Raw genomic sequence first — 26774 nt, forward strand, 5'->3', positions numbered from 1 at the left:
GTCGATGGAAGTTGCGTTTCGCGATAGCAGCGATGCAGCAGGCCGCGCCGGACTATGCGTCCGGCGACGCCGACAACTACGCGGCGGCGGCGGAGGCGCTGCCGAGCGCGTCGACGATGACGTCGACCACTTCCTCGACCATGATGCGATCTTCGCCCTCGCCCATCACCCGGATCACCGGCTCGGTGCCGGACGCCCGGATCAGCAGGCGGCCGTGGCCGTTGAGCCTTGTCTCGCCGGCGTGAATCGCCGATTGCACCCCGGCGTCGTCGAGCGGACGGCCATTGCGATAGCGGACGTTCTTGAGGATCTGCGGCAGCGGGTCGAACCGGTGGCAAACCTCGGACACCGGGCGGCGCAGCTTCTGCACCACCGCGAGTACCTGCAGCGCCGCGACGAAGCCGTCGCCGGTCGTGTTGTAATCGGACAGGATGATGTGGCCCGACGCCTCGCCGCCGACATTGTAGCCCCCCTTCATCATCTGCTCGAGCACGTAGCGGTCGCCGACCGACGTGCGCACCAGATCGATGCCTTCGGCGGCGAGAAAGCGCTCGAGGCCGAGATTGGACATCACGGTGGCGACGACGCCGGGCTTGGCGAGCCGGCCGTCTTCCTTCCAGCTCTGCGCGATCACCGCCAGCAACTGGTCGCCGTCGACGACATGGCCGCGCTCGTCGACCATGATGACACGGTCGGCGTCGCCGTCGAGTGCGATGCCGATGTCGGCGCGCATCTCGCGGACCTTGCGGCACAGCGCTTCCGGCGCGGTCGAACCGCATTCCTTGTTGATGTTGAAGCCGTCGGGTTCGACGCCGATCGAAATCACGTCGGCGCCGAGTTCCCACAGCGCCTCGGGCACGACCTTGTAGGCCGCGCCATTGGCGCAATCGACCACGACGCGCAGGCCGTCGAGACTGAGGTCGCGCGGCAGCGTCCGCTTGGCGAATTCGATGTAGCGATCGTGGACGCCGTCGATACGGCGAGCCCGGCCAAGGCTGGCGCTCGCAGCCAGTTTCTTGTCGAGCGACTCGTCGAGCAGCAGCTCGATCTGCTTCTCGACGTCGTCGGAAAGCTTGAAGCCGAGCGGACCGAACAGCTTGATGCCGTTGTCCTCGAACATATTGTGCGACGCGGAAATCATCACGCCGAGATCGGCGCGCATCGACTTGGTCAGCATCGCAACCGCCGGGGTCGGCATCGGGCCGACCAGCAGCACGTCCATGCCGACCGAGGTGAAGCCGGCGACCATCGCGTTTTCAATCATATAGCCGGACAGCCGGGTGTCCTTGCCGATCACCACACGGTGCCGGTGGTCGCCGCGCTGAAACACCAAACCTGCCGCCTGCCCAACCTTCAACGCCAGCTCAGGCGTGATCAGGCCGTTGGCGCGGCCACGAATCCCGTCGGTCCCGAAATATCTGCGGCTCATCAATATCCCCCGCCCAAGCCACGGTCTGACGTCCTGCCGACCGGAATTCCAGTCTCGCGCCGCCGTAGAGAGACCGCTTATACGGCCATTTTAATGCGAGGCTCTTCAAAAAATATAAAGAAAGATTACGCGTCGCCTGCCGGAGCAGACGACGCAAGTTGTTGAAAACTCGGAATAATGTACAAAAGTGGTCGGAACCGGGAGCGCCCCGTCAGCTTTTGCGCTGGCTGTCGCCATCCGGCTTGGACGGCGCCGGCTGGGTCACGCTGAGCGGATCGGAGCCCGGAAACGAATCCTCAAGACCCTCCTCGAGCTGCTGGTCGAGCTTCTTCTTCTCGTCCTTGGTGTGCTTGACGGGGGTGTCGACGGTTTTGGTGTCGGCCATGGTTTGCTCCTGCTCCATCTTCGTGGTGGGGTCTTGCAGAAGCAACGCGCCGGAACCGGCGCTGTTCCAGCGACGGGGCGGCACCACGCGGCCGGACCATGTTGCGCGGCGCGCCGGCGTGCTAGAGGACGCCACACGAAAAAAACGTACCAGGGGCGGCAACGTTCATGAAATACATCACCTGCATCGAGGACCTCCGCCAGATTCACAAGCGGCGTGTGCCGAAGATGTTCTTCGACTACGTCGACCACGGCTCCTATGCGGAGGAGACGCTCCGCGCCAATGTCGACGACCTCAAGCGGATCAAATTCCGCCAGCGCATCCTGGTCGACATCTCCAAGCGAGACCTGTCCACGAACATTATCGGCGAGAAGGCGGCGATGCCGCTGATCCTCGCCCCGGTCGGCTCGACCGGCATGCAGCATGGCGATGGCGAGATCCACGCCTGCCGCGCCGCGCAGGCTGCAGGCATCCCCTACACGCTGTCGACGATGTCGATCTGCTCGATCGAAGACGTCGCCGCCAATGTCGAGAAGCCGTTCTGGTTTCAGCTCTACGTGATGCGCGACCGCGGCTTCGTGAAAGCGTTGATCGAACGCGCGATCGCAGCGAAATGCAGCGCGCTGGTGCTCACCGTCGACCTGCAGGTGATCGGCCAGCGCCATCAGGACATCAAGAACGGGATGTCGGTGCCGCCGGAACTGTTCAAGCTCCGCAACATCCTGGACATCGCCACAAAACCCGGCTGGGTGAAGGGCATTCTGGGCGCCAAGAGCCGCAACTTCGGCAACATCGCCGGCCATTTGCCGGGCTCCAAGGATCTCGGATCGGTGTCGTCCTGGGTGGCGTCGCAGTTCGACCCGGCGCTGAACTGGCGCGACATCGACTGGATCCGCTCGATCTGGCCGGGCAAGCTGATCATCAAGGGCATCCTCGACGTCGAGGACGCCCGCGAGGCGGTGAAGGTCGGCGCCGAAGCGCTGGTGGTGTCGAACCATGGCGGGCGCCAGCTCGACGGCGCGCCGTCGTCGATCGAGGTGCTGCCGGAGATCGTCCACACCGTCGGCTCGCATATCGAGGTGATGTTCGACGGCGGCATCCGCTCCGGACAGGACGTGATGCGCTCGCTCGCGCTCGGCGCGCGCAGCTGCATGATCGGCCGCGCCTATATCTACGGCCTCGGCGCCTTCGGCGGCCCCGGCGTCGCCAAGGCGATCGATATCATCAGGGCCGAACTGTCGACCACGATGGGCCTGTGCGGCGTCAATGCAATCAACCAGATCGACGAGAAGGTTTTGGCGGAGTAACGGGTCAGGTCTTCGAGCCCGGCGCGATCAACGATACCCGTCATCGCGAGCGATGCGGAGCAATCCAGAACGCCGCGTGGATTGCTTCGTCGCGTTGCTCCTCGCAATGACGAGGAAAGCAAAAACAACATTCAGGAGGAAATCATGACCGAGACCAAACGCGCGACGGAAGCCGCGGCGAGCGAAGTGCTCTACGCCGTCGAGGATCACATCGCGACCATCACGCTGAATGCGCCGGAGCGGATGAACACCATCTCCGGTCCGATGCTGAACGATCTGGCGCGGCTTTTGGTCGAGGCCAATCAGGATCCGCAGGTGCGCTGCGTGATCCTGACCGGCAATGGCCGCGCGTTCTGCGCCGGCCTCGATCTGCGCAAGACGCGGAGCGAGGACGGCCTCAGCGAAGCGTCGTCGCCGACCTCGCTCGATCTGCGCAACACCCCGCCGACCGTGATGCAGGCGATGGACAAGCCGACGATCTGCGCGGTCAACGGCGGCGCGGCCGGCTACGGCATGGACACCGCGCTCGGCTGCGACATCCGGATCATGGCGGAATCGGCCAAGCTCGCCGCAGCTTTCGTCAAGCGCGGCGTGGTGCCGGAATCCGGCGGCACCTGGTTTCTGCCGCGGATGATCGGCTGGTCGAAAGCCGCCGAACTGATCTTCACCGGGCGGACGCTGTCGGCGCGCGAATGCCTCGATTGGGGGCTCGCCAACGAGGTGGTGCCCGACGCCGAGCTGATGGGCCGCGCCCGCGCAGTCGCGAAGGAGATCGCCGGCAACGCGCCGCTCGCGGTGCAGGCCGCCAAACGGATGATGCGGATGGGCCTCAACGAGACCTTCCCCGACCACGTCCACCACGTCTATCTGCAGCTGCTGCCGCTGTTCAAGACACAGGACATGGCCGAAGGCATCAAGGCCTTCATGGAAAAGCGCGAACCGAAATTCGAAGGGCGCTAGAGCACGGGATGACTTAGTCTTCGAATCGTCATCCCGGTTTAGGTTCTTGTGAGCACGACAGGGCCGCCGAACAGGATCACGCGACGGAGATCAGCCGATGTTCGAGACAATCGCGACGCTGCTCGACTGGCTCGGCGTTGTCGCCTTCACTGTGTCGGGCGCGCTGGTGGCGTCGCGGAAGGAGATGGATATTGTCGGCTTCGTCCTTCTGGGAACGGCGACCGGCATCGGCGGCGGCACGCTTCGGGACGTGCTGCTCGGCCTGCCGGTGTTCTGGGTTCACGAGCCGGCCTATCTGCTGACGTGCATCCTGGTCTCCGGCCTCGCCTTCTTCACCGCCCACATCCCCCATTCCAGATACAAGGCGCTGCTCTGGCTGGACGCGGTCGGTTTGGCATTGTTCGCTGTGACCGGCGCCGAGAAAGCGGCGCTCGCGGGCGCGAGCGGCGGCGTGGCTGTCGCGATGGGTGTCGTCACCGCGACCTTCGGCGGGATCATCCGCGATCTGCTCGGCGGCGAAATCCCGGTGATTCTCAGTCGGGAAATCTACGTCTCGGCGGCTTTGGCCGGCGCGGCGGCGTTCGTTGTTCTGATGATGGTCGGAACGCCGCGCGAACTCAGCACCGGCGTCGGCTTTGCGATCGGATTGCTCGTGCGGGCCGCAGCACTGCAGCGCGGCTGGTCGTTACCACGCTATCGACCGCGCCCTGGCCGACGGGATAACTAAAGCATGATCCCGAAAAGTGGACCCCGGTTTTCGGAAATGATCATGCTCACACAAGAATCGAGAACAGGGTGACGATTCGAAGATAAGTCATCCTGTTCTGACGACAGCGGGCCGCGATGATTCCCGTCACGCATGGGCGACGAGATCGGCCTCGACCAGCGCGCGCAGTTCGGACGTGACTTCGGGCCGCGCGCCGAACCACAGTTCGAACCCGCGCACCGCCTGATGCAGCAACATGCCGAGGCCGTCAGCGGTGCGCAGACCGCGGGCGCGCGCCTCTGACAACAGCTCGGTCTCGAGCGGCACATAGACCAGATCGGCGACGGTGGCGTCGGCCGGCAGCGGCTCGAGATCGAGGTCGAGTGACGGCTGCCCCTTCATGCCGAGCGAGGTGGTGTTGACCAGAAGCCCCGCGCCCGGCAGCGCCGCGGGCGCATCGGTCCAGGCGATCGGCACGACGCGCTCGCCGAACAGGTCGGCCAGCGCCCGCGCGCGTTCGATCGAGCGGTTTGCCAGCGCGATGCGCTGGATGCCGCGCTCCAGCAGGCCGAACACCACCGCGCGCGACGAACCGCCGGCGCCGAGCACGACGGCATGTGGCGTGCGATCCCAGCCCGGCGCGCTGGCGTCGAGATTACTGATGAAGCCTTCGACGTCGGTGTTGGTCGAGCGCAGCACAGAGCCGTCATAGTACAGCGTGTTGGCGGCGCCGACCGCGCAGGCGCGCTGGTCCGGCACAGTGAGCTGCAGCGCGCGTTCCTTGTGCGGGATGGTGACGTTGGCGCCGCTGTAGCCGTGCGTCTTCAGATGCAGCACGAATTCGGCAAAACCTTCGGGCGGCACCGACTCGATCGAATAGCCGCCTTCGATCCCGAGCTTGCGCAGCCAGTAATGATGGATCAGGGGCGAGCGCGAATGCGCCGCCGGCCAGCCGATCAGGCAGGCGGCAATATGGGCTTGGCTTGTCGGCTGAGTCACGGCTCGTCTCTCACACTGTTCGGCGGCGTTGCCTGCTTCAGCCGTACGCCGCGGCCGCCACTCTCGCTGCGGGTATGCTCGCCGATCAGCTCGACGCCGGCGCGGTTGAGCGCATCGACAACCCGCGTCAGCGACTCGACGATGCCGCGGACGTTGCCGCCGCTGGCTTCCATCCGCTGAATGGTGGGCACCGAAACGCCGGCGAGCTTCGCCAACGTCCGTTGGTCGATCCCGAGCAGCGCCCGCGCCGCACGCATTTGAGACGAGGTGATCAAGCGAGCATCCCGATCCGAGGTTCGCCCTATCGGCTATCGCAAATATGAAACGGCTTCAACGATGGTTGAAACATCATTGAAGCCGTTTCGTCTCGACTTGAAGTCAGATCAGGCCGCGACTTGCCGGTGCGCGGCGATGATCTGGTCGGCGGTGCGACCGGTGACTTCGGCCATATGGTCGAAGCTGCGGGTGAAGCTACCGGAGCCGGCGGTGGCCGAGCGCAGTTCGACGATCAGATCGCCGATCTCCGCCTCCGGCATGGTGGCGCGCACCACATCCCAGCCCGTCCAGCCCTCGCGCGTGTCGAAGCCGAGGATCTGGCCGCGCCGTCCGGACAGGATGGCGTTGACCTTGGCAGTGGCGTCGGTCGGGCAGACGATCTCGACGGTGTGGATCGGCTCCAGCAGCACCGGCTGGCACTGCGGCAACGCCTCGGTGATGCCGATCCGCGCCGCGGTGCGGAACGCCTGATCCGAGGAGTCGACGCTGTGATACGAACCATCCGTCAAAGTCACGTGGACGTCGACCACCGGGAAGCCGAGCGGCCCTGCGCGCAGGCCGTCGGCCGCGCCCTCCTCCACCGCGCCGATATAGTTGCGCGGCACCGCACCGCCGACCACCGTCTCGGCGAAGACAAAGCCTTCGCCGCGCGGCAGCGGCTTCACGTCCAGCACCACGTCTCCGAACTGGCCGTGGCCACCGGACTGCTTCTTGTGCCGGCCGCGCTGGGTGACCGCCTTACGGATGGTCTCGCGATAGCCGATCGCCGGCGGATGCGACTTCACCGTCACGCCGTAGCGGTCGTGCAGCCGCTCGAGCGCGACGCGCAGATGCATCTCGCCCTGACCCCACAGAACGATGTCGTGGGACTGCGTGTCGTGGATGACGGTGAGCGACGGATCCTCCTCCTTCAGCCGTTGCAACGACTGGCCGAGCTTGACGTCGTCCTTGCGGTCGGCGGCGGCGAGCGCCATCGCCAGCACCGGCGGCGTCGCGACGATCTCGACCAGCGCCGGGGGCGCGGCCTTGCCGTTGCCGAAGGTGTCGCCAGTCTTGACGGCGTCGAGCTTGCCGAGCGCGACGACGTCGCCGGCCACGGCCGACGATCGCTTGCTGTCGGGACCGCCGCTCGCCGTGTGGATGCCCGACACCCGCCCAGCCTCGCCTGACGAGGCGTGCACGGTGTCCCCGTCGGCCAGCGTGCCGGCGAAAACGCGCGCCAGCGACAGCTTGCCGCCGTGCTGCAGATGCGTGGTCTTCAGGACGTAGCCGACCGCCTCCTTGGCCGACGCCACGCCGAGCCGCGACGCGGTCTCGGAGATGTCGGGAGCCTCGTGGCGCAGCGCTTTCAGCAACCGCATCACGCCATTCTCACGCAACGCCGAGCCGAGCAGCACCGGACAGATCAGGCCTTCGCGCAATTCGCGGGCGAGATCGTCGAACACCGCATCGCGCGGCGGCGGGATGTCTTCGAGCAATTGCTCCATCAAGCCGTCGTCGTGATCAGCGAGCTTCTCGAGCATCGAGAAGCGGGCTTCCTTTTCGCGATCGAGGTCGCCACCTTCGAGCGTGATCACTTCCGAGGGCTTGTGCTCCCGATAGACGAAGGCGCGCTCCAGCGCGAGGTCGACATAGCCGGCGATCAGTTCGCCGTTCCAGATCGGAATCTGGCGCAGCACCAGCGGAATGCGCGAGGCCGGCTGCAGGCTTTCGAGCACTTCGCCAATCCGCTTGCTGGCGCGATCGATCTTGTTCAGGAACAGGAAGCGGGGAATGCCGAGGTCTTCGAGCTCGCGCAGGATCAGTTGCAACTGCGGCAGCTTGCGCTCGTCGGCTTCGCACACCACGACGGCGGCGTCGACGGCGGGCAGCGCCGCGCGCATATCATGCGCGAATTCGACGGAGCCGGGACAATCGAGAAAGGTGTAGGTCTCCCCCATGAACTGAGTAGTCGCCGCAGTGAGGCTGAGCCCCATCTTGTGTTGCCGCGCCTCGGGGCTGGAGTCGCCGTGCGAGGTGCCTGCGTCGACCGTTCCGGCACGCGGCACGGCGCCGGTGCGCGCGAGGATCGCTTCGAGTAGTGTGGTTTTTCCGCTTTGGAATGGGCCCACCAGTGCGATGCACCGGGGACCGCGGGGACTTCTAAGGTCTTGTCCCATCGCCGCCTCCTTTGAGTTGGAGCTCGGCCCGTGATTGGGTCGGCGAGGCAATGCTTTCAGCAGCCTCGCCGCTTGGCAAGCGCGAAAAATTGCGAAGCCGATCCATCACCGTTGAGCAGGATCAAGGACAGATGCAAATCATCACTGCAACGCACGCGCAACCAGCATCAGCGACATCTGATCGGGTGGCGGCGATGCTCGGAGCTGCGAGACCGCCGTGGTCAGAGACGCCCGATGTGGAACAAGCTGATTGATTGGATCCTGGCCTTCAAAGACCGCCGATGGGTCGTGGCCGCAGCGGCGGCGACCTCGTTCGCCGGACTGCTGATCGCGATCGTCACCTGGTTGACCGAAAAGCCTCCGGCGCTGATCGACGCGATGACCCGGGTCGAGCTGCCGATGAGCTACCCGAACGAAACTTGGACCAGGATGCGTGCGTCGGAGCTGCACTGGCTGCGCGGCCGGTGGTGCTACCAAGGGCGGTTTTCCGGTGCCGAGGTGACGTTCGCCGTCAACGACCGAGAGGTCGTCAAGACCGGCAAGCCGCTGCTGCCTTACATCTCCAACCAGGGACTGATCCGCCTGGTCGATCAATCGACCGGCAAATCCGATTTCATCCAACACGCGGCAGCGCAGCCTTATGAAATGCGGACATTCTCCCGGTACGTCTCAGACGGGCAGATTAAATCGTGGGCGAACGCCCTCGCCCTGAATTGTGAGCGCTGCACGGTAAAACGTGACCAGATCGGCGGCTCCTACGAATGCCGCTGAACGTGCACGTCCGCCGTCCGCTGGCGCGCGCAAGCCGTCGACCGCGATGGCGCGGCGACCGAGCGATCGGTCGCCGCCTAGCCCGCAGTTGCCGGCGCTAGCGGCCGGGGCGCAGCTCCAGTTCCTGCAGGCCGACCGCGATATTGACGCCGGTTTGCCCCTGCAGGCTGAGCGGCTGCAGCGCGATCGAATTGGCCGAACCGCCGACCAGGACGTTGGCGCCGAGGCCGACGCCGATCGACGCCGAGCCCTGCGCGCCGGCGTAGTCGCCGGCGAGATCGCCGGGGCCGAAGCGATCGACCGGTGCGAACACGCCCCAGGCCAGCGCCGTCTCCTGGGTAATACCAATGTCGAGGCCGATCTTGCGGATGGTGGCGACATAGGGCGTGTCGGGACGGCCTTCGGAGCGCAGCACGCAGCCGAGATTGGTCACCGAGCCGACGATGAAGCCCGTGCTGGCGCCGCCGCGACATTCCAGCACGCCGACGCGCACGCGCGACTGCTGCGCATGGGCAGCGCTGACGAGCAGCGAAGCGGCGACACCGAGCAGAAGCGAAAAGCGGCGCATGGGAATTTCTCCGGTTCAACGATGTGATGCAGACAGATGGAGGCAGACAGGAGGATGCAGGCAGATTGGTTGTAATGCGGTCAGCGCGGCCCTGCCACGCGCAAGACGCAGCCCGACGGTCAATCTAGTCACAGCATTAGCAAATCTTCAATGACGGGCCGGCGGCATCGTTGCGAAAGCCTGCCCCAAAACAAAAGGGCCCGCGATGCGCGAGCCCTTCCGTCACGAGAGTGCGCCGTCGCTATCAGCGGTGCTGGCGATGGTTGCGCTTGTGCTTGCGGTACTTCCGCTGCGGACCAAAATCAGCCGGGCGAAGCTGCACGTCGACGATGCCGGCCGTTGCGTTCAGGCCGGTCTGGCCCTGCAGGCTGAGGGGCTGCAGCGCGAACGAATTCGCCGAGCCGCCGACCAGCAGGTTGCCACCGACGCCGACGCCGAACGAGGCGTTGGCGCCGACGCCGCCGTAGGAGCCGGACAGATCGCCGGGGCCAATGCGGCGGGTCGGCGCATAGACCGCCCAGGCAACGCCGGTGTTCTGGGTGAAGCCGAGGTCGAGGCCGATGCGCTGGACGCGCGCGACATAAGGATCAGCCCGGCGACCGCCGGTCTTGAACACGCACTCCAGCTCCGTCGTCGAACCGATGACGTAGCCGACGTTCGGGCCGCCGGCGCATTCGAGCACACCGACCTGCAGCCGCTCTTGCGCGCTCGCATTCGCGAATGACGCAACCAGCGCAACCGCAGTGACACCGAACAGTCTAGAGATGGACATTGAGAAGTACTCCGCATTTCAGGATTTAGATCGACGGCGACAAGAAGGAAGCGTCTTGTCCAAAAAAAGGCGCTTCCACGACAGGGGAATAAATCTAGCGAACCTTGCCGATTTTTAATGAACGGCGTGTTGCAGCCTCAGCGCAGATTGCCGCAGAAGCGCTGGATCCGCTTGCAGGCGTCTTCGAGGTCCGAGGTTTTGGTCGCGTAGGAGATTCGGAACGCCGGGCCGAGACCGAACGCCGAGCCCTGCACCACCGCAACGCCTTCGGCTTCGAGCAACTCGGTGACGAAATCCTGGTCGTTCTCGATCTTTTTGCCCGACGGCGCGGTCTTGCCGATCGTGCCGGCGCAGGACGGATAGACATAGAACGCGCCTTCCGGCCGCGGGCAGTCGATGCCCTGGGCCTGGTTCAGCATCGACACAACGAGATCGCGACGCTCCTTGAACACGGTGTTGTGTGCCGCGATGAATTCCTGCGGACCGTTCAAGGCTTCGACCGCGGCCCATTGCGCGATCGACGACGGGTTCGAGGTCGATTGCGACTGGATCGTCGACATCGCCTTGATCAACTGCGCCGGGCCGCCGGCATAGCCGATCCGCCATCCGGTCATGCAATAGGATTTGGAGACGCCGTTCACCGTCAGCGTGCGATCGAACAGCTTCGGCTCGATCTGCGCCGGCGTGGTGAAGGTGAAATCGTCGTAGACGAGATGCTCGTACATGTCGTCGGTCATCACCCAGACATGAGGATGCTTGACCAGCACGTCGGTCAGCGCCTTCAACTCGTCGCGCGTGTAGGCGGCGCCGGTCGGATTCGACGGCGAATTCAGGATGATCCACTTGGTCTTCGGCGTAATCGCCGCTTCCAGCGCCGCCGGCTGCAGCTTGAAGCCGGACTCCGCCGGACACACCACCGGCACCGACTCGCCGCCGGCAAGCGCGACCATCTCGGGATAGCTGACCCAATAGGGCGCCGGGATGATCACCTCGTCGCCCGGATTGATGGTCGCCATCAGCGCGTTGTACAGCACCTGCTTGCCGCCGGTGCCGACGATGATCTGGTTCGGCTTGTAGGTCAGGCCATTCTCGCGCTGAAACTTGTCGATGATCGCCTGCTTCAGCTCCGGAATGCCGTCGACCGCGGTGTACTTGGTCTTGCCGGCCTCGATGGCATGAATCGCCGCCAGCTTGATGTTGGCCGGGGTGTCGAAATCCGGCTCGCCGGAGCCGAGCCCGATGACGTTGCGGCCCGCTGCTTTCAGCTCACGTGCCTTATCCGTGACCGCGATCGTCGCGGACGGCTTCACACGATCGAGCGAGGCGGACAGGAACGACATCGTCTTCTCCTTGCAGCCGTCATGAGCCGGCGAAGGGCGCGACTCTTCGATTTCTGACGGGGATGCCCTACACTAAGCGCGGGCACGCTGCATCGCAAGAACAATGCTGAAACCAGCCCGGGTTTTGGCATGAAAGCCGCCCAAACAGGGGATTCCCGGCAACGCTGCGACAGAATGCCGACGAGCTTCCCTTGCAGGCGATGCTTCGGTCTTCGCCAAGCGCATGCCCCTGTTGCAAGTCATGCGCGCGAGCCCCCGTCGCCGCTTGATTTCGCATGGCTCGGAGCTGCCCTCTTCAGATTCATGCGCCGGCGATTCCACAGCAAAGGCGCATCAATTGTTCCGCACGGTTGCATTGCGGCAAATGATTTCGACCCTTTCCAGTGCTTGGGGCTTGCGACGCCCGCCGGTCGGCATCATTGTTTAGCCGCGTTCGGGTCAGCAGATGCCCGGACCACAGGCGAGCGAAACGACCGAGATGTACAAACTTTATTCGATGCAGAGATCCGGCAACAGCTACAAGATCCGCCTTGCGCTGGCGTTTCTCGACGCGCCGTATCGCGCCATCGAGGTCGATATCCTGCGCGGCGAGAGCCGCACGCCTGAATTCCTCGCGAAGAATCCGAGCGGTCAGGTTCCGCTGCTCGAAGTCGCGCAAGGCCGCTATCTCGCCGAGTCCAACGCCATTCTCTGGTATCTCGCCGTCGGCACCTCGCTTGCGCCGGATACGCGCATGGATCGCGCCGAGGCACTGCAGTGGATGTTCTTCGAACAACACGCGCTCGAGCCGAATATCGGCTCGGCGTACTTCTGGCTGTGTCTGGTCAAAGGCGGCCGCGACCTTCAGACCCACGCGCTCGAGGATTGGCTGGAGCGCGGCTACGCGGCGCTGCAGGTGATGGAGAATCACCTCAAGACCCACGATTACTTCGCGGCGGGCCAGCTCACGATCGCCGACATCGCGCTGTACGGCTACACGCACGTCGCCGATCAGTGCGACTTCGATCTCTCGACCTTTCCCTCGATCAATGCCTGGCTGCGGCGTGTCGAACAGACCCCTGGTTTCATCACCATGGACTGGAGTTCGGATTCGGCGCCGCACGACCATGTGGATTTCGCCGCCGAGGCATGACGCGCCGTTTCGGACGGATTTCGCCGTTTTTTCGACAAGATCGAGTCTAGCGCGCCTAATAAATGCCTGAGATGGCAATGAGATTTCGTTTGCGCGATGATTCGTCAGCGCCAACGAGGATTTGGTCATGATTCGGTCGCCCGGCCCAGAGGCCGGATTCGTCAAGCGTTCGACGCCTTACGGCTCGCTCCGGTTGATCCGTGCCGTTGCGGCGTCACTCGTCATTGCCGTTTTGGTTCTCAGCGTCATCCTGACGCTGGCGGTCGCTTCGACCCAGTCCAGCATCGCGATGCCGTTTGCGCACTGACCTCCCTCTCCGATCGCGGGCATATCCGGCGCAGCCGCGGCAGCGATGACCGCTATCCGCCCCGGCGACCGCGAGGACACAGTGCGATGAAGACACTTCTGGTCTGGGTCTCCGGCACGCTGACCGCCGCGACGGTGATCATTGCATCGTCCCTGATCGCGACGAAAAGCAGCGGCCAACCGACCTCGTTCGGCTCGTCCGCTGGCGCGCTCGATGTGAAGACGTTCGCGCAGAATCTCGTCAATCCTTGGGCTTTGGCCTTTCTGCCCGAGGGGCGCGTGCTGGTCACCGAGAAGCCGGGACGAATGCGCGTGGTGTCGGCGCAGGGAGCGCTGTCAACGCCGTTGAAAGGCGTTCCCGAGGTCTGGCCCGCAGGCCAGGGCGGCCTGCTCGACGTTGCCACCGACAAGGACTTCGCCGGCAACAAGACGATCTATCTCTGTTACGCCGAGCGCACCGGCAATGGCGGCCGCACGGCGGTTGCGCGCGCTGCCCTGGTCGACGGCGACGCGCCCCGTCTCGACGATGTCCAGGTGATCTTTCGCCAGGACGGCCCGCTGTCGTCGGGCAATCACTATGGCTGCCGGATCGCACAGGGCGCCGACGGCAATCTATTCGTCTCCCTCGGCGATCACTTCGCCCATCGCGACGAGGCGCAGAACCTCGGCAATCATCTCGGCAAGATCATTCGCATCGCGCCGGACGGCAGCGTGCCCAAGGATAATCCGTTCGTTGGCCGCGCCGACGCCAAGCCGGAGATCTGGAGCTACGGCCACCGCAACGCGCAGGCGCTCGCCATCAATCCCGCCAACGACCAATTGTGGGAGATCGAGCACGGCCCGCGCGGCGGCGACGAAGTCAACATGATTGGCCCTGGCAAGAACTACGGCTGGCCGGTGATCGGCTACGGCATCGATTACAGCGGCGCCAAGATCCACGACAGCACGTCGAAGCCCGGCATGGAGCAGCCGATCAAATATTGGGTTCCGTCGATCGCGCCGTCCGGCATGGCGTTCTACACAGCCAAGCTGTTTCCGAAGTGGGACGGCAGCCTGTTCACCGGCGCCCTCGCCGGCAAGATGCTGGTGCGGCTGTCGCTCTCTGGCGACAAGGTGACCGGCGAGGAACGTCTGCTGCTGGCGCTGAACGAACGCATCCGCGACGTCCGCCAGGGCCCTGACGGCGCGCTATGGCTGCTCACCGACAACGCCGCGGGCCGCATCCTGCGCGTGACGCCGGCGGGCGAGTGAAGGTCACCGCGGTCGTCAATGTCATCTGAAGGTGCGAGCGTAGTAGCCTCAAGAGGCGGCGAGCGTCGCCATCCTTCGAGGCGCGCAACAGCGCGCGCCTCAGGATGACGCGCTACCCCCATTTGTGAAAAATAAAGAATGCCCCGAGCGCGATGAAGCCGAAGCCGAGCGCGTGATTCCAGCCCAACGGCTGCTTCAGATACAGCACAGAAAAACCGGCGAACACGATCAGCGTGATCACCTCCTGCATGGTCTTGAGCTCGGCCGCAGAATACACCGCGCTGCCCCAACGATTGGCCGGCACCGCGAGCCAGTACTCGAACAGCGCGATGCCCCAGCTCACCATGACCACCAGCGGCAATGCGACTTCTTTGTACTTCAGATGCCCGTACCAGGCGAAGGTCATGAAGATGTTGGAGCCGAGCAGCAACAGAATCGGCAGCAGATAGGGCGAGATGAAACCGGTGGGCATGGAGGGCCTTTCGAAATCCGAGCGGTAACAACGAGCGGGCAGCGCAGTTCCCGCGCAGGCGGCGATGCTGACGCCCAGCGCTGAGACGCTGGACTTTTGCGATGCACCACCCAAGCCAGCGGAAACGGCAGTTCAGCGGCTTGCAAGGACCTGATACGTCACTTCGATGTAACAATGTACCGATAAGTTATGCTTGCGTTTGATCGAGGCCCCCCGTCGCCGATCAGCGTCCCCCGCGGTCCCCGTCAGTCGCCGCGTCTGACAGGGGCCGCACCGTTTTGAGCGGACGATATTGTGATGATTCGATTTGCTCTGGTGATGACTTGCGTGGCGCCGCTGACGCTGGCGCTGGTTCCGTTACATCTGCTCGCGCGGCGCTTCGGCTGGCCCATCCAGCGCAGCCTCCCGCAATTGTATCACCGCATCCTGTGCCGGCTGATCGGGGTTCGCATCCGCGAGGTCGGCCGCCGCGACGGCCACGGCCCGGTGCTGATCCTCGCCAATCACGTCTCCTGGCTCGATATCTGCGTGATCTCGGCGCTGACGCCGGTAGCGTTCGTCGCCAAGAGCGAGGTCGCAGCCTGGCCGCTGTTCGGCTGGCTCGCGAAGCTTCAGCGCACCATCTTCATCGACCGTCAGGCCCGGCATCGCACCGGCGCGGCGACGGCCGAGATCGGCGCGCGGCTGCGCGACGGCGACGCCGTGGTGCTGTTCGCCGAAGGCACATCAAGCGATGGTAGCCGCGTGCTGCCGTTCCGCTCGGCGCTGGTCGGCGCGGTGCATCACGCGCTCGGCGAAGAGGCCCAGGCCGCGATCGGCGTGCAGCCGATGGCGGTGACTTACATCGGCTTCGGCGGCCTGCCGATCGGCCGCGAATTGCGCGAGCGCGTGGCGTGGTACGGCGACGCCGACCTGATCCCGCATTTCATCGGCGTGCTGTCGGCCGGCGCAATCGACGTGACCGTGAGCTGGGGCGAGCCGATTGCGGCCTCGGCTGCGACCGACCGCAAGGCGATCGCGCGCGACGCCGAGCAATCGGTGCGGCGGATGTGCGCCGCCGCGCGCCGCGCCGGACTGCGTGGCGCGATCGCGCCGCGCCCCGACGCTGCGCCTGTCGCTCAGACCGAGGCGCAGTTCAAGCCGGCCTGACGCCGCATCACGGTTGTCGATGCGACCGCCTTGCCGCCGCGCGGTGCGCGCGCCAGAATGCGCGCTCCCGCGTTTCGTACAGGACCCATCATGCAATTTCGTAATCTCGGCGGCAGCGGCCTGCGCGTGTCCGTCGTCGGCCTCGGCTGCAACAATTTCGGCCAGCGCACCGATCCCGACACTTCGCGTCAGGTGATCCACAAGGCGCTCGATCTCGGCGTCACGCTGTTCGACACCGCAGACATCTATGCCGGCCAGGGCGGCTCCGAGACCGTGCTCGGCAACGTACTCGGCGACCGCCGCAAGGACATCGTGCTGGCGACCAAATTCGCCAAGCCGATGAATGCCGATGGCAGCAAGCGCGGCGCCTCGCGGCGTTACATCATCGACGCGGTCGAGGCCAGCCTGAAGCGACTGCGGACCGACTGGATCGATCTGTATCAGCAGCACGACTACGATCCGCTGACGCCGATCGACGAGACGCTGCGCGCGCTCGACGACCTGATCCGCGCCGGCAAGGTGCGCTACATCGGCAATTCCAACTTCCCGGCATGGCGGATCGCCGAGGCCGAATATGTCGCGCGCGCGCTCGGCGCACACCGATTCGTGTCGTGCCAGGACGAATACAGTCTGGTGGTGCGCGACATCGAGAAGGACCTGCTGCCGGCGGCGCAGGAATACAAGCTCGGCCTGCTGCCGTTCTTCCCGCTGGCGAGCGGCTTGCTCACCGGCAAGTATCAGCGCGGCGCCGAGATCGCGTCCAACACCCGCTTCGCCAAGATGCCGGCGATCCGCGACCGCTATTTCACCGACCGCAACATCGAGATCGTCGACCAACTGAAAGCCTTCGCGGACACGCGCGGCCATTCGCTGCTCGAACTGGCGTTCTCCTGGCTCGCCGCGCGGCCGCAGGTGTCCAGCGTCATCGCCGGCGCCACCACGCCGGAGCAGATCGCGCAGAACGTCGACGCGGTCGGCTGGCAGCTCACCACCGACGAGATGGCGGACATCGACACCATCACGCTGGGGTAACCGCGCCGGCACGATCTCCCCAAGACTGTCTCCCGCAACTGAGCCGATTTTCATGCAGGTCGCGCGGCCTCCGGTTCTGATTCCATCAGACCGGGAAAGCGCGAACCGACCGTTTCGGCAGCGATTTGATCCCGGGCCGGCAATGTCGCCGGCCTCGCTTTCAAGTCGGGAACAAGGACCCGATGGGCGCGCTTCCCCACGATCTGTTTATGGATGTCGTCAAGCTGCTGCTCGGCACCGCCGCCTTCGTGCTGATCGGATGGTTCGGCGCGCGCGACCGGCGCATCGGCGGCGTGCTGCTGACCTTTCCGCTGCTCAATGGAATCGCGATGCTGACCGGCGTCGATCCGCTGGCGATCGCCCACATCGTGTTTCCGATCGTCGTCTGGAACAGTGGAGTGTTCCTGCTGACGATGTATCGATACGAGGTGTTGCCTCCCCTTCGCTATCTGGCGCCGATCTGCAACGGATCCAGCAGCAATGCCGTGATCATCGCGCGGGTGGCGGTCTGGACGGCGATCTGGGTGACCGGCGCGTATTTGCTGATGAAATATCACGGCAAGTCGTCGTCGGCGCCGCTTTTGTTCGGCGTGCAGCTTGTCCTAGCGGCAGCCTATATCTGGCAGTTCTGGCGAAAGCCCGAGCCGGCCGCGTCGCCGACATTCAGCGACATGTGGCTGCACGGGACCGGCCTGATCCGCGTCATTCTGTTTGTTCTGGTGCTGTGCAGTCTGCTGGCGATTCCGCGCTTGACCGACAATCCCGATTGGCTCGGCCTGGCCAGCACCATGCCGCTTCCCGGGATGTTCGCTTTGGCGCTGCTGTCGGTGACGCAGCAGAAGAAGGAGGTGCTGCTGTCGCTCGGCGACACCGTTCTGCTCGGCCCGCTGCTGGTCATTCCGTTCAATTACTTCCTGGCCCACGCGATGCTCGCGCTGCGCGCGCACAGCGCCGGACTGGCGATCGAGATGGCGACGGTGATCGCGTTCTGGTCGGCAGCGGCGGCGCTGGTGTTCGTCGTCCTGCCGGTGTTCGTCCGCTGGCGTGATCGCCGACTCCGCGCCGCCAAGCCATAGCCGCGCCGCACGGCTTGCCCTCGATCACAGCGCTGCGCACTTTTGCCACGCGACGAAGTCGTGGCGAGGCGCTGGGTGTGCACGCGCGGAAGGGGCTTACGGTCGCGCCGGCTCCGGGTTAGATTGATACGATGAAGCCACTGCCGACCAACTTCCCTCCCCAAGCCCGCCGGCTGGCCTGCGCTGGCTGCGGAACGGAGTTCGCCTGCACGATGGATGCGGGGTGCTGGTGCGCAGCCGAGCCGGTGCGGATGCCGATGCCGTCGGATGCGGTGGATTGTCTGTGCCCCGAATGCCTGGACGAGGCGGCGAAGGCGGGCGGCGGATCGTGAGCGTCACATCGTGAGTGCCTGGCAGATCGAAGCGGTGCTGCTCGACATGGACGGCACGCTGGTCGACACCGAGCGGGTCTATATCGACAGCCTGACCGAGGCGCTGACGATCTTCGGCCTGCCCGACGCACGCGCCACCTGCCACACCATGATCGGCCTGCCCGGCCCCGAATGTCAGGCGCTGCTGGTCGAGCGCTACGGCGATGCGTTGCCGCTCGCCGAGATCAACCGCGCCTTCGCGCAGCGGCGCGACGCGCGCTTCGCGAGCGGTCTGCCGCTGAAGGCCGGCACGCGGGAGTTGCTCGACGGTTTGCGCGAGGCGCGTTGTCCGGTCGCGGTGGTGACATCGTCGTCACGCAAGACCGCCGACCAGCATCTGACACTCGCCGGAATCCGCGATCGATTCGAGATCATTCTCACCCACGACGACGTCGTCCTCGGCAAACCTGCGCCGGATCTCTATCTGCTGGCCGCGCAGCGGATCGGCAGCGCGCCGCAGAACTGCGTGGCGGTCGAGGATTCCAGTGTCGGCGTCGCCGCTGCATTTACTGCCGGCGCAATCACGCTGATGGTGCCCGACCTGCTGCAGCCGGACGATGACACGCGGGAGAAATGCGCCGCGGTGCTGCCCGATCTTCACGCGGTGCTGGCGACGATGCGACAGCGCGGGCAGTTCGTGCCGTCGCAGTCGCTGTCCTGACGCGCAATCCGAACGCAACGGACCGCCGCGTCAAATCAGTTTTGATCCTGGAAAATCAAACGGTCAGTATAGTTCTTGGTAGCGGGAGAGGGACTCGAACCCCCGACCCCAGGATTATGATTCCCGTGCTCTAACCAGCTGAGCTACCCCGCCACAACGTTCATGGATCAGCCTTTGGGAAGGCTGTCGTGCGAACGCGCGGCATATAAGAAGTCGTGCGCCGCCCTGTCAAGCAATCGCGGAATTGAAACGAAACTCAACTGAAATCGGCTATTTTGGACGCACGCTTTGATCGCCGCCGGGCGAACCCGGAGGCGGAATGACCGGGGTGGTGGCGCCGGCGTCAGGAGTCGGTGCGCGAATCGCGGGATCAACCCCTGCGGGCGGACACAGCACACCGTCCGAGCGGGCGAGCTTGTCGGTGAGCGGTTCCTGGGCCGCGCCGGTGGTGCTGCCGGGAACGCCGGGCGGGTTGGCCGTGGGCGAGGATGGCGTGCAACCGGCAGGCGCAGGAGTGGCCTTGGTCGACGGCGCGTCTGGCGGCGCCTGCGCCAGCGCAGGAGCCGCGGCCATTAAGATGCAACCGAATGCGAGCGCAATTGTCCTTGTCATGCGGGACAACGTGCCGGCCGTCGCGCGGTTCCGGGTTCGGCTCAGAGCTTGCGGTAGCGGATCAGCGAAAAATGCCCCATCGGCGGCATCGGCCGTCGCTCGGCGAGTTCCACGCCGCCATGCCGCGCAGCCCAGTTCACCAGCCGCGCCCATGGAAACTCCGGACGCCAGCCGAGCCGCCGCGCGAGCGGCGAGAACGCTAGTTCGAACAGCTTGCGCGGCCCGCTCTCGGCGCCGATGTGGTTGACCAGGATCAGTTCGCCGCCCGGCCTCAACACGCGGATGAAATCGTCCAGCGTGGCTTCCGGGTCCGGCACCGCCGTGATGACGTATTGCGCCACGACCGCGTCGAAGAAGCCGTTCGGAAACGCCAGATTCTTGGCATCCATCACCGCCAGCGTCTCGACATTGGTCAGGTTCAGCGTGCGGACGCGCTCATGCGCCCGGCGCAGCATCGGCTCGGAGATATCGACACCGCACAGCCGCGTCGTCGGCGAGTAGTCCGACAGCGACAGGCCGGTGCCGACGCCGACATCCAGCACGCGCCCGCCGATCGCATCCGCCATGGCGATGGTCGATTGCCGGCCGCTGTCGAACACTTTGCCGAACACCATGTCGTAGATCGGCGCCCAGCGTGCGTAGGCCTTCGCGACGCCTGCGCGATCGATATCGTTCCCCATGTCTCGCCCCGAGATTCCTTATCCGCGCATCGCCGCCAGCGCAGGCGAAGCCGCGTCGTCGCGTACTCCATCGGCGCTCCACCGCGGCGCAGCGCTCTTGATGAAGCCGCCACCCAGCACGCGCGCCTGCCCGTCTGCCGCGTCGTAGAAAACACAGGCCTGGCCGGGCGAAACGCCCTCCTCGCCCGCGACCAGCTCGACCTCGTAGCCGCCACCGACGGCGCGCAGCCAGGCCGGCTGCGGCGCACGCGTCGAGCGCACCCGCACGAACAATTCCAGCCCGTCGCCGACCGCCTGATCGATCGCGCCGTCGCCGATCCAGTTGACGTCGCGCAGTACGATCCGCTCCATCCGCAGCGCCTCGCGCGGGCCAACCACCACGCGCCGCTGCGCCGCATCGAGCCGCAGCACATAAAGCGGCGCCCGCGAGGCGATGCCGAGACCGCGGCGCTGGCCGACGGTGAAATGCACGATGCCGGGATGGCTGCCGAGCACGTGGCCGTTGAGATCGACGATCTCGCCGGGCTCCATCGCGTTCGGCTTCAGTCGCTCGACCACATCGGTGTAGCGGCCGGTCGGCACGAAACAGATGTCCTGGCTGTCGTGCTTGTCGGCGACCGACAGGCCGAACTGCCGCGCCAGTTCGCGGGTCTGCGGCTTGGTCATGTCGCCGAGCGGAAAGCGCAGAAAATCGAGTTGATCGCGGGTGGTCGCGAACAGGAAGTAGCTCTGGTCGCGATCGCGATCGGCGGCGCAGATCAAGGCGCGCGATCCGTCGTCGAGGCGCCGGGACGAGACATAGTGTCCGGTGGCGAGCGCCGAGGCGCCGAGTTCCCGCGCGGTCGCCAGCAAGTCGCGAAACTTCACCGAGCGATTGCATTCGATGCAGGGCACCGGCGTTTCGCCCAGCGCGTAGCTGTCCGCAAAGCTGTCGATGACCGACTCGCGAAAGCGGCTTTCATAGTCGAGCACGTAATGCGGAATGCCGATGCGCTCGGCGACAGCCCGGGCGTCGTGGATGTCCTGGCCGGCGCAGCAGGCGCCCTTGCGATGGGTGGCGGCACCGTGGTCGTAGAGCTGCAGCGTGATGCCGACGACATCGTAGCCCTGCGACTTCAGCAGCGCGGCCGTGGCCGAGGAATCGACCCCGCCCGACATCGCGACCACGACGCGGGTGTCCTGCGGGCGACCTTCAAGATCCAGGCTGTTGAGCATGCTTTCAGTCATACGATACGATCGCGGTTCGAGCCGTCGCGACCATTCCTTCCGCTTGTTCCGGAAGCGGCGAAGCCAAATTCCGCAAACGTCGTGATGCCAGACCTTAATATAGGCCGAGTTTCAGGGGCGCAATGAGCCCGCCCCGGCTTTTGCGGGAGGCCAACGAGGCAATTCTTGCCGAGGCGGGCAGAAACGGCGCGGCGAGACTCCCATGCCGGGCCGCAGACTTCGGAACAATATACTGAAATCGCACACTTTTTCCGTTTTCCTCACGGTGGCCCGCTCCTTGCTGAAGGGATCATGGAACAGAGTGAGATCATGCCCGTGTTGAATTCCACTTCGGATATCGTCTCGACCGCGCCGGCTCCTGCCCCGTCGCGATCGACGGGACGCCAGGACCGGTCGTCATCGACCGACAGCTTTGCGTCGCTGGTCGACAGCAACACTGCGCCTGACCCCGCCGCAAGCCAGCCGGCGCCGAAGCCGACGCCAGACCCGCGCCCTTCCAGCAACAGCGCAGCCGACGACCGTGCCGCCAGCGCACGTCGCCGCGATGCAGCCGATCAGAGCCGGGCCGGCGACCGTAGCGACCACCCGCGCCCGTCGAATGCCGATACCAGCAATGATCCGCCGGCGCGCAATGATGCGGCGAAGGCCAATGCAGCGCCGAAACCCGACAGCGACGGCAAGACAAAGGACGCCAAATCGGCCGATAGCAAATCGACCGATAGCAAGGACAGCAGCGACACCGCCGCCGCCACCGACCAGAGCCAGACCGCTGCCGCCACCACGGCGACAACGACGCCTGTGGTCGCGCCGGTCACTGTCGCGACCGTCACGGTCGACACCACGGCGACGGATGCGTCGGCCGGTTCCGCCGGGACGGTTGCGGATGCTGCGACAACCGCCGCCGACGGACCGCTGGCGATCGCCACGGCTGCGGCCCTGAAGGCACAGGCCGCCGTCGCCGACCTCGCGGCGACCGCGCAGCCGGCCGGAGCCGCCGCCACCGACGCCGCCGAGACGGCGACCGCGACCGGCATCATTGCGATCGACCCGAAACTCGCCGCGCTGGCGGCACAGCCCAATACAGGCAAGGTCGCCAACAAGGCCGCGACGCAGTCCGATCCTGCCGCTACGATCAACGGCGAAACCCAACCGACCGCCTCTGCGACCGACGCCCCGGCGACGCCGACCCTGCCGCAGGCCGGCGCGACGCACGCCCAGGCTGCCCAGAGCGACCAGACCAAGACCAACGAGGCGGCGGCCGCCAGCGTCGATCAGGCCAACGCGCAGCCGGCATCCGCCACGGCCACCCATCAGAAACACCCGACCGAGGTTCAGACGCAGCCCTTGCCGGACGCCAATACGCTGCAGCCGGTCCCGACCACGCAGCCGCTGCAAGCCTCGACCACGACGCAGCAGACCGCCGCTGCGCCGCAGCTCACCGCTGCGCTTGCGACCAATGCGCCGGTCGCGATGCAGGACCTCGCTGTCACCATCGCGGCACGCGCCAATGGCGGCGCCAGCCGGTTCGAGATCAGGCTCGATCCCGCCGAGCTCGGCCGCATCGATGTCCGCATCGACGTCGACCGCCATGGCCAGGTGACCTCGCATCTCACCGTGGAGAAGCCCGAGACGCTGGCAATGCTGCGGCAGGACCAGACCCAGCTGCAGCGCGCCCTCGACAATGCCGGGCTGAAGACCGGCGACAGCGGCCTGCAATTCAGCCTGCGGGATCAGTCGTCGTCCGATCAGCAGCAAGGCAACCAGCAGGACAGCGGCCGTCATGCGCGCCGGCTGGTGATCAGCGAAGAAGAACTGCCGCCCGCCGTGACCGCCGGACGTAGCTATGGCCGTATGCTGGGCGCCAGCAGCGGCGTCGATATCAGGATCTGAGGAGTCGTCACCATGGCCGTCGATGCAACCACCGCTGCGCCGCCCGTTTCCGCCCCGAACGCCAACTACTCCGCGAGCAGCTCGACATCGTCCGGCAAGACCACCGGCGTCGCGGATAATTTTCAGACCTTCCTGACGCTGCTGACCACGCAGTTGCAGAACCAGAACCCGCTCGATCCGCTCGACACCAACCAGTTCACCCAGCAACTCGTGCAGTTCGCGGGCGTCGAGCAGCAGCTCAAGACCAATGATTCGCTGTCGTCGCTCCTGAAGCTGCAGACCACCGCGCAGACCACGCAGGCGATGAACTTCATCGGCGCCAATGCGGTGGTCGACGGCAGCAAATCGCATTTCGACGGCAAGACCGCGGGCTGGTCGCTGTCCACCGACAAGCCGGTGAGCGCGCAGGTCTCGATCCAGAACGCCACGGGGCAGACCGTGTATTCCGGCAAGTTCACCCTCAATGCCGGCCAGAACCAGGGATTCACCTGGGACGGCCGCGGCAATGACGGCTCCAAATGGCCGGAGGGCGACTACACGCTGTCGGTGGTCGCGACCGACGCCGCCGGTCAGACCGCCGGCGTCTCCACTCAGGTCCAGGGCGTGATCGACTCTGTCGATCTCACCCAGACGCCGCCGATGCTGTCGATCGGCGGCCAGACCTTCACACTCGATCAGATCAAGAAAGTGGTGCGGCCCGACGCCACGCCCACTAATCCCACCAAGCCGACCGCCCTGTAATCCGGTCGCCGGTCACTGCCCGACGAGCTGATCGGCGAAATATCCGATGGTCTTGCGATAGACCAGCGCGCGATTCCATTCGCGCATCGCCTCGAAATTCGGCGTGCCTTCTTCATAGGAGCCGCCGGCGCGCCAGCCCGCGGTCTTCAGCAGATTGGCGGTCGAGGCCAGCACGTCCGGCACGCTGTGGCGCAGGTCGACATGGCCGTTGCCGTCGAAGTCGACGCCGTATTTGATGTAGGACGACGGCAGGAACTGGGTCTGGCCGAGCTCGCCCGCATAGGCGCCGACCATGTCGCGCAGCTCGAGGTCGCCGCGCTGCACGATCTTCAGCGCCGCCAGCAATTCACCCTGAAACAGCTCGGTGCGGCGGCAATCATGCGCCATCGTCGCGAGCACGCGGAACACCGGCAGCTTGCCGATGTCGCCCTTGCCGAAATCGGATTCGAGGCCCCAGATCGCCACCACGATCTGCGGCGGCACGCCGAACTGCCGCTCGATCCGGGACAGCAGCGACGCGTGCCGCTGCAGCATCGCGCGCCCGGTCTTGATCCGGCCCGGCCCGACCCGGGTCGCGACATATTGCTCGAAGGTCTTGTTGAAGGTGCCGCGCTGCCGGCGATCGAACGCCAGCACCGCCGGATCGGGCGTGACGCCGCCGAGCGCCTGCGAGATCACGCCCTGCGAAACCCCCGCTTGCGCGGCTTCGGCCGAGAAGGCGGACATGAAGGTGTTGAAATCACCGCCGCAACGCGCAGCCTGCGCAGGCGCGGCAGCGAGCAGCGCGCCGCCGACGGCGCAGATCTTGAGGGCAAGGCGCAGGTTGGGCATTTTAAACCATTCTCCAAATCGGCAGAGGCTGAAGCGAGCTGCGGAGCCACGATTCGTATTGATGCGTATTGCGAGCACAATGCGGCGACTCTAGCATTTCTGACCTGCAGTTGCGAGGCGGGCTCAGGCACGCCATATTGACGGCAGTATCTTGATCGCATGTCGATGATCGGCGGATGAATGACGGGCCCGCCGATGACGATCGACTCCCAGCCCGTTCAGGAAGAGGCCCGCTCCATGTCCCGACCCCTTCTGCGACAACCGCTATTCAGGCTGCTGGCGATCAATCTCGCGGCGGGCGTCTGCCTTGCGACGCTGCTGCTCGGCGGATTGCTGCTGGTCAATCCGGGACATCTGCGCGAGCTGATCTTCGCTGACAATTCGCCGGGCACCGCGCTCGGCCTGCTGCTGTTCGGCTTCGTCATCACTTTCGGAAGCGCGGCGATGGGCTCGGCGGTGATGGCGATGGGCAACGATCGGCGCGGCGGCAGCCGCGGCGGCAAGCGCATGATCGAACTGTTCCCCGGGGCGGAGCCGATCCCGGTGCGCGCCGAGCGATCGATGCAGACGCGCCGGCGAAGCGAACCCGGCTCCTAAGCAAGCGCGGACCCCTCTCACATCAGAACCGCGCCGATCGGATCGGCGCGGTTTGTCGTTTGGCGGTTGGTCGTTTCGGGGACGGATATGTCCGCCGATCAGAATGGCGACACCGGGCCGGCGTTACGCCGCGCGGCGCTGATGCCGGCCTTCGCGGATTTCCTCGATGATCTTGTCCGAAAACGCCTCGAGGTCGCCCGGATTGCGCGAAGTAATCACCCCGTTATCGGTGACCACCGCGGAATCCTCCCACTTCGCGCCGGCATTGATCACGTCCTGCTTGATCGAATTGTAGGACGTCATCTTGCGACCCTTGGCGATGCCGGCCTCGATCAGCAACCACGGCGCATGACACACCGCCGCGACCGTCTTGCCTGCGTCGAAGAACGACTTGATCAGCTTCAGCGCGTCGGCATTGACGCGCAGCAGATCCGGATTGATCTGCCCGCCCGGTAGCACGATCGCATCGTAATCGTCGGCCTTCACCGCGCTGAGCGCCTTGTCGACCTTGACCGGGCGGCCCCAATCCTTGCCTTCCCAGCCTTTGATCTCGCCCTGTTCCGGCGACACGATATCGACCTGCGCGCCGGCCGCTTTCAGCCGATCGCGCGGCACTTCGAGTTCCGACTGTTCGAAGCCGTGGGTGGCGAGAATGAGAACGCGCTTGCCCTCGATTTGGCCTGCCATGAATGATCTCCGTATCTGTTATCTGTCGCGCCCCGCCTGCCTCGCTAATCGACAGCGCGCGCGATCGTTCCGGGGAACAACGGACGGCGCAATGTGGCGCAGCGTCAGGAGGTCCGCGCCGTTGCGCGCAAACGATCTTCAAATTTCAAACAGCCAGATGATTGCAGACATGCCTTCGCGTTTCCGCGACGCATCTGCGCCCGGGCTTTGCGAGGTCCGTTCCGCCCTCTCGAACAAGAGGGCGTGCGGAACGCCGGACGCACGACGCGTCCGCGGCCTCGTGTGCATAAGTAAAAAGCACACGAGTTAGTCACCACGGTCACGCCGAACATCGTCCGGCGTTCCGCACGCGATGGTGTTAACGGCTTATGTCGTGCTCTCCCCGGC

General features: G+C 65.4%; 28 protein-coding genes and 1 tRNA gene. 14 read left to right on the top strand and 15 right to left on the bottom strand.

Going from position 1 to position 26774, the window contains the following annotated elements:
- Positions 1-76 precede the first annotated feature (76 nt).
- Positions 77-1429 (bottom strand): phosphoglucosamine mutase, encoded by a 1353-nt coding sequence (gene glmM, locus BMY71_RS21220; protein WP_011504296.1) that lies wholly within the window; start codon positions 1427-1429, stop codon positions 77-79.
- Between the two features lie 211 nt (positions 1430-1640).
- Positions 1641-1814, bottom strand: coding sequence for a hypothetical protein (locus BMY71_RS25050; protein ID WP_011504297.1), 174 nt, complete (start codon positions 1812-1814; stop codon positions 1641-1643).
- Between the two features lie 167 nt (positions 1815-1981).
- Here BMY71_RS25050 and BMY71_RS21230 point away from each other — a divergent pair, with 167 nt between their 5' ends.
- The 3 genes from BMY71_RS21230 (at position 1982) to BMY71_RS21240 (ending at position 4808) form a co-directional block, all read left to right on the top strand.
- Positions 1982-3121: an alpha-hydroxy acid oxidase gene (locus tag BMY71_RS21230; protein WP_092686063.1), complete on the top strand. Its 1140-nt coding sequence runs from the start codon at positions 1982-1984 to the stop codon at positions 3119-3121.
- 144 nt (positions 3122-3265) lie between these two features.
- A complete protein-coding gene (locus tag BMY71_RS21235) occupies positions 3266-4081 on the top strand; it encodes an enoyl-CoA hydratase/isomerase family protein (RefSeq protein ID WP_092686085.1) in 816 nt (271 codons plus the stop codon).
- 97 nt (positions 4082-4178) lie between these two features.
- The gene (locus BMY71_RS21240; RefSeq protein ID WP_011504300.1) at positions 4179-4808 is read left to right on the top strand and encodes a trimeric intracellular cation channel family protein; all 630 of its coding nucleotides are present in this window, start codon (positions 4179-4181) and stop codon (positions 4806-4808) included.
- A gap of 126 nt (positions 4809-4934) precedes the next feature.
- Here BMY71_RS21240 and BMY71_RS21245 read toward each other — a convergent pair whose 3' ends face one another.
- The 3 genes from BMY71_RS21245 to BMY71_RS21255 form a co-directional block, all read right to left on the bottom strand.
- Positions 4935-5759: a shikimate dehydrogenase gene (locus BMY71_RS21245; RefSeq protein ID WP_430715348.1), complete on the bottom strand. Its 825-nt coding sequence runs from the start codon at positions 5757-5759 to the stop codon at positions 4935-4937.
- 23 nt (positions 5760-5782) lie between these two features.
- Positions 5783-6061, bottom strand: a complete 279-nt coding sequence (locus BMY71_RS21250) for a helix-turn-helix domain-containing protein (RefSeq protein ID WP_011504302.1) — start codon at positions 6059-6061, stop codon at positions 5783-5785.
- A 108-nt stretch (positions 6062-6169) separates the two neighbouring features.
- The gene (locus BMY71_RS21255; RefSeq protein ID WP_092686064.1) at positions 6170-8221 is read right to left on the bottom strand and encodes an elongation factor G; all 2052 of its coding nucleotides are present in this window, start codon (positions 8219-8221) and stop codon (positions 6170-6172) included.
- 234 nt (positions 8222-8455) lie between these two features.
- Between BMY71_RS21255 and BMY71_RS21260 the strand changes: the two genes are divergently transcribed.
- Positions 8456-8992: a hypothetical protein gene (locus tag BMY71_RS21260; protein WP_092686065.1), complete on the top strand. Its 537-nt coding sequence runs from the start codon at positions 8456-8458 to the stop codon at positions 8990-8992.
- A gap of 97 nt (positions 8993-9089) precedes the next feature.
- Here the strand turns inward: BMY71_RS21260 and BMY71_RS21265 are convergent, their stop codons facing one another.
- The 3 genes from BMY71_RS21265 to BMY71_RS21275 form a co-directional block, all read right to left on the bottom strand.
- Positions 9090-9560, bottom strand: a complete 471-nt coding sequence (locus BMY71_RS21265; protein ID WP_011504305.1) for a DUF992 domain-containing protein — start codon at positions 9558-9560, stop codon at positions 9090-9092.
- Between the two features lie 244 nt (positions 9561-9804).
- Entirely contained in the window at positions 9805-10332 is a 528-nt protein-coding gene (locus BMY71_RS21270; RefSeq protein ID WP_011504306.1) for a DUF992 domain-containing protein, read from the bottom strand.
- A 137-nt stretch (positions 10333-10469) separates the two neighbouring features.
- On the bottom strand, positions 10470-11672 hold the full coding sequence (locus BMY71_RS21275; RefSeq protein ID WP_092686066.1) for a pyridoxal phosphate-dependent aminotransferase: 1203 nt from the start codon (positions 11670-11672) through the stop codon (positions 10470-10472).
- 478 nt (positions 11673-12150) lie between these two features.
- On the opposite strand from BMY71_RS21275, the gene BMY71_RS21280 reads away from it, so the two are divergent.
- The 3 genes from BMY71_RS21280 (at position 12151) to BMY71_RS21290 (ending at position 14361) form a co-directional block, all read left to right on the top strand.
- Entirely contained in the window at positions 12151-12804 is a 654-nt protein-coding gene (locus BMY71_RS21280) for a glutathione S-transferase family protein (RefSeq protein WP_041806108.1), read from the top strand.
- Positions 12805-12931: 127 nt separating this feature from the next.
- Positions 12932-13111: a hypothetical protein gene (locus tag BMY71_RS21285; protein WP_041805457.1), complete on the top strand. Its 180-nt coding sequence runs from the start codon at positions 12932-12934 to the stop codon at positions 13109-13111.
- An 86-nt stretch (positions 13112-13197) separates the two neighbouring features.
- Positions 13198-14361, top strand: coding sequence for a PQQ-dependent sugar dehydrogenase (locus BMY71_RS21290; protein WP_092686067.1), 1164 nt, complete (start codon positions 13198-13200; stop codon positions 14359-14361).
- A gap of 112 nt (positions 14362-14473) precedes the next feature.
- Here BMY71_RS21290 and BMY71_RS21295 read toward each other — a convergent pair whose 3' ends face one another.
- A complete protein-coding gene (locus BMY71_RS21295; RefSeq protein ID WP_092686068.1) occupies positions 14474-14833 on the bottom strand; it encodes a DMT family protein in 360 nt (119 codons plus the stop codon).
- Between the two features lie 297 nt (positions 14834-15130).
- Here BMY71_RS21295 and olsA point away from each other — a divergent pair, with 297 nt between their 5' ends.
- The 4 genes from olsA (at position 15131) to BMY71_RS21315 (ending at position 19122) form a co-directional block, all read left to right on the top strand.
- Positions 15131-15982: a lyso-ornithine lipid O-acyltransferase gene (gene olsA, locus BMY71_RS21300; protein ID WP_092686069.1), complete on the top strand. Its 852-nt coding sequence runs from the start codon at positions 15131-15133 to the stop codon at positions 15980-15982.
- A 90-nt stretch (positions 15983-16072) separates the two neighbouring features.
- The gene (locus tag BMY71_RS21305; RefSeq protein ID WP_092686070.1) at positions 16073-17014 is read left to right on the top strand and encodes an aldo/keto reductase; all 942 of its coding nucleotides are present in this window, start codon (positions 16073-16075) and stop codon (positions 17012-17014) included.
- 182 nt (positions 17015-17196) lie between these two features.
- Positions 17197-18090, top strand: a complete 894-nt coding sequence (locus BMY71_RS21310) for a hypothetical protein (RefSeq protein ID WP_092686071.1) — start codon at positions 17197-17199, stop codon at positions 18088-18090.
- Positions 18091-18432: 342 nt separating this feature from the next.
- Positions 18433-19122 carry an HAD family hydrolase gene (locus tag BMY71_RS21315; protein WP_430715346.1) on the top strand — a complete coding sequence of 230 codons (690 nt, stop codon included), beginning with the start codon at positions 18433-18435 and terminating at the stop codon, positions 19120-19122.
- 76 nt (positions 19123-19198) lie between these two features.
- On the opposite strand, the gene BMY71_RS21320 is transcribed toward BMY71_RS21315, so the two are convergent.
- The 4 genes from BMY71_RS21320 to mnmA all read right to left on the bottom strand — a co-directional run bounded on the left by BMY71_RS21320 (position 19199) and on the right by mnmA (position 21629).
- A tRNA-Met gene (locus BMY71_RS21320) sits at positions 19199-19275 on the bottom strand.
- A 117-nt stretch (positions 19276-19392) separates the two neighbouring features.
- Positions 19393-19734: a hypothetical protein gene (locus BMY71_RS25585; protein WP_011504340.1), complete on the bottom strand. Its 342-nt coding sequence runs from the start codon at positions 19732-19734 to the stop codon at positions 19393-19395.
- A gap of 41 nt (positions 19735-19775) precedes the next feature.
- Positions 19776-20414, bottom strand: coding sequence for a class I SAM-dependent methyltransferase (locus BMY71_RS21330; protein ID WP_092686073.1), 639 nt, complete (start codon positions 20412-20414; stop codon positions 19776-19778).
- Positions 20415-20432: 18 nt separating this feature from the next.
- Positions 20433-21629, bottom strand: coding sequence for a tRNA 2-thiouridine(34) synthase MnmA (mnmA, locus tag BMY71_RS21335; RefSeq protein WP_244526131.1), 1197 nt, complete (start codon positions 21627-21629; stop codon positions 20433-20435).
- A 327-nt stretch (positions 21630-21956) separates the two neighbouring features.
- On the opposite strand from mnmA, the gene BMY71_RS21340 reads away from it, so the two are divergent.
- Together BMY71_RS21340 and BMY71_RS21345 are read left to right on the top strand one after the other, a co-directional pair.
- Complete coding sequence (locus BMY71_RS21340) at positions 21957-23531, top strand: flagellar hook-length control protein FliK (protein ID WP_430715349.1); 1575 nt, start codon at positions 21957-21959, stop codon at positions 23529-23531.
- A gap of 12 nt (positions 23532-23543) precedes the next feature.
- The gene (locus tag BMY71_RS21345; RefSeq protein ID WP_011504344.1) at positions 23544-24272 is read left to right on the top strand and encodes a flagellar hook assembly protein FlgD; all 729 of its coding nucleotides are present in this window, start codon (positions 23544-23546) and stop codon (positions 24270-24272) included.
- Between the two features lie 12 nt (positions 24273-24284).
- Here BMY71_RS21345 and BMY71_RS21350 read toward each other — a convergent pair whose 3' ends face one another.
- Positions 24285-25103 (bottom strand): lytic murein transglycosylase, encoded by an 819-nt coding sequence (locus BMY71_RS21350; RefSeq protein ID WP_011504345.1) that lies wholly within the window; start codon positions 25101-25103, stop codon positions 24285-24287.
- 237 nt (positions 25104-25340) lie between these two features.
- Here BMY71_RS21350 and BMY71_RS21355 point away from each other — a divergent pair, with 237 nt between their 5' ends.
- Positions 25341-25700 carry a hypothetical protein gene (locus tag BMY71_RS21355; RefSeq protein WP_011504346.1) on the top strand — a complete coding sequence of 120 codons (360 nt, stop codon included), beginning with the start codon at positions 25341-25343 and terminating at the stop codon, positions 25698-25700.
- A 123-nt stretch (positions 25701-25823) separates the two neighbouring features.
- On the opposite strand, the gene BMY71_RS21360 is transcribed toward BMY71_RS21355, so the two are convergent.
- Positions 25824-26387, bottom strand: a complete 564-nt coding sequence (locus tag BMY71_RS21360) for a type 1 glutamine amidotransferase domain-containing protein (protein WP_011504347.1) — start codon at positions 26385-26387, stop codon at positions 25824-25826.
- Between the last annotated feature and the right edge of the window lie 387 nt (positions 26388-26774).

This window comes from Rhodopseudomonas pseudopalustris (assembly GCF_900110435.1).
In the GTDB taxonomy this organism is placed as follows: Bacteria; Pseudomonadota; Alphaproteobacteria; order Rhizobiales; family Xanthobacteraceae; genus Rhodopseudomonas; species Rhodopseudomonas pseudopalustris.

Coding starts and splice junctions, on each gene's coding strand:
- glmM (WP_011504296.1), bottom strand. CDS start 1,429: ATGAGCCGCAGATATTTCGGGACCGACGGGATTCGTGGCCGCGCCAAC.
- BMY71_RS25050 (WP_011504297.1), bottom strand. CDS start 1,814: ATGGCCGACACCAAAACCGTCGACACCCCCGTCAAGCACACCAAGGAC.
- BMY71_RS21230 (WP_092686063.1), top strand. CDS start 1,982: ATGAAATACATCACCTGCATCGAGGACCTCCGCCAGATTCACAAGCGG.
- BMY71_RS21235 (WP_092686085.1), top strand. CDS start 3,266: ATGACCGAGACCAAACGCGCGACGGAAGCCGCGGCGAGCGAAGTGCTC.
- BMY71_RS21240 (WP_011504300.1), top strand. CDS start 4,179: ATGTTCGAGACAATCGCGACGCTGCTCGACTGGCTCGGCGTTGTCGCC.
- BMY71_RS21255 (WP_092686064.1), bottom strand. CDS start 8,221: ATGGGACAAGACCTTAGAAGTCCCCGCGGTCCCCGGTGCATCGCACTG.
- BMY71_RS21260 (WP_092686065.1), top strand. CDS start 8,456: ATGTGGAACAAGCTGATTGATTGGATCCTGGCCTTCAAAGACCGCCGA.
- BMY71_RS21265 (WP_011504305.1), bottom strand. CDS start 9,560: ATGCGCCGCTTTTCGCTTCTGCTCGGTGTCGCCGCTTCGCTGCTCGTC.
- BMY71_RS21270 (WP_011504306.1), bottom strand. CDS start 10,332: ATGTCCATCTCTAGACTGTTCGGTGTCACTGCGGTTGCGCTGGTTGCG.
- BMY71_RS21275 (WP_092686066.1), bottom strand. CDS start 11,672: ATGTCGTTCCTGTCCGCCTCGCTCGATCGTGTGAAGCCGTCCGCGACG.
- BMY71_RS21280 (WP_041806108.1), top strand. CDS start 12,151: ATGTACAAACTTTATTCGATGCAGAGATCCGGCAACAGCTACAAGATC.
- BMY71_RS21285 (WP_041805457.1), top strand. CDS start 12,932: ATGATTCGGTCGCCCGGCCCAGAGGCCGGATTCGTCAAGCGTTCGACG.
- BMY71_RS21290 (WP_092686067.1), top strand. CDS start 13,198: ATGAAGACACTTCTGGTCTGGGTCTCCGGCACGCTGACCGCCGCGACG.
- BMY71_RS21295 (WP_092686068.1), bottom strand. CDS start 14,833: ATGCCCACCGGTTTCATCTCGCCCTATCTGCTGCCGATTCTGTTGCTG.
- olsA (WP_092686069.1), top strand. CDS start 15,131: ATGATTCGATTTGCTCTGGTGATGACTTGCGTGGCGCCGCTGACGCTG.
- BMY71_RS21305 (WP_092686070.1), top strand. CDS start 16,073: ATGCAATTTCGTAATCTCGGCGGCAGCGGCCTGCGCGTGTCCGTCGTC.
- BMY71_RS21310 (WP_092686071.1), top strand. CDS start 17,197: ATGGGCGCGCTTCCCCACGATCTGTTTATGGATGTCGTCAAGCTGCTG.
- BMY71_RS25585 (WP_011504340.1), bottom strand. CDS start 19,734: ATGACAAGGACAATTGCGCTCGCATTCGGTTGCATCTTAATGGCCGCG.
- BMY71_RS21330 (WP_092686073.1), bottom strand. CDS start 20,414: ATGGGGAACGATATCGATCGCGCAGGCGTCGCGAAGGCCTACGCACGC.
- mnmA (WP_244526131.1), bottom strand. CDS start 21,629: ATGCTCAACAGCCTGGATCTTGAAGGTCGCCCGCAGGACACCCGCGTC.
- BMY71_RS21345 (WP_011504344.1), top strand. CDS start 23,544: ATGGCCGTCGATGCAACCACCGCTGCGCCGCCCGTTTCCGCCCCGAAC.
- BMY71_RS21350 (WP_011504345.1), bottom strand. CDS start 25,103: ATGCCCAACCTGCGCCTTGCCCTCAAGATCTGCGCCGTCGGCGGCGCG.
- BMY71_RS21355 (WP_011504346.1), top strand. CDS start 25,341: ATGTCCCGACCCCTTCTGCGACAACCGCTATTCAGGCTGCTGGCGATC.
- BMY71_RS21360 (WP_011504347.1), bottom strand. CDS start 26,387: ATGGCAGGCCAAATCGAGGGCAAGCGCGTTCTCATTCTCGCCACCCAC.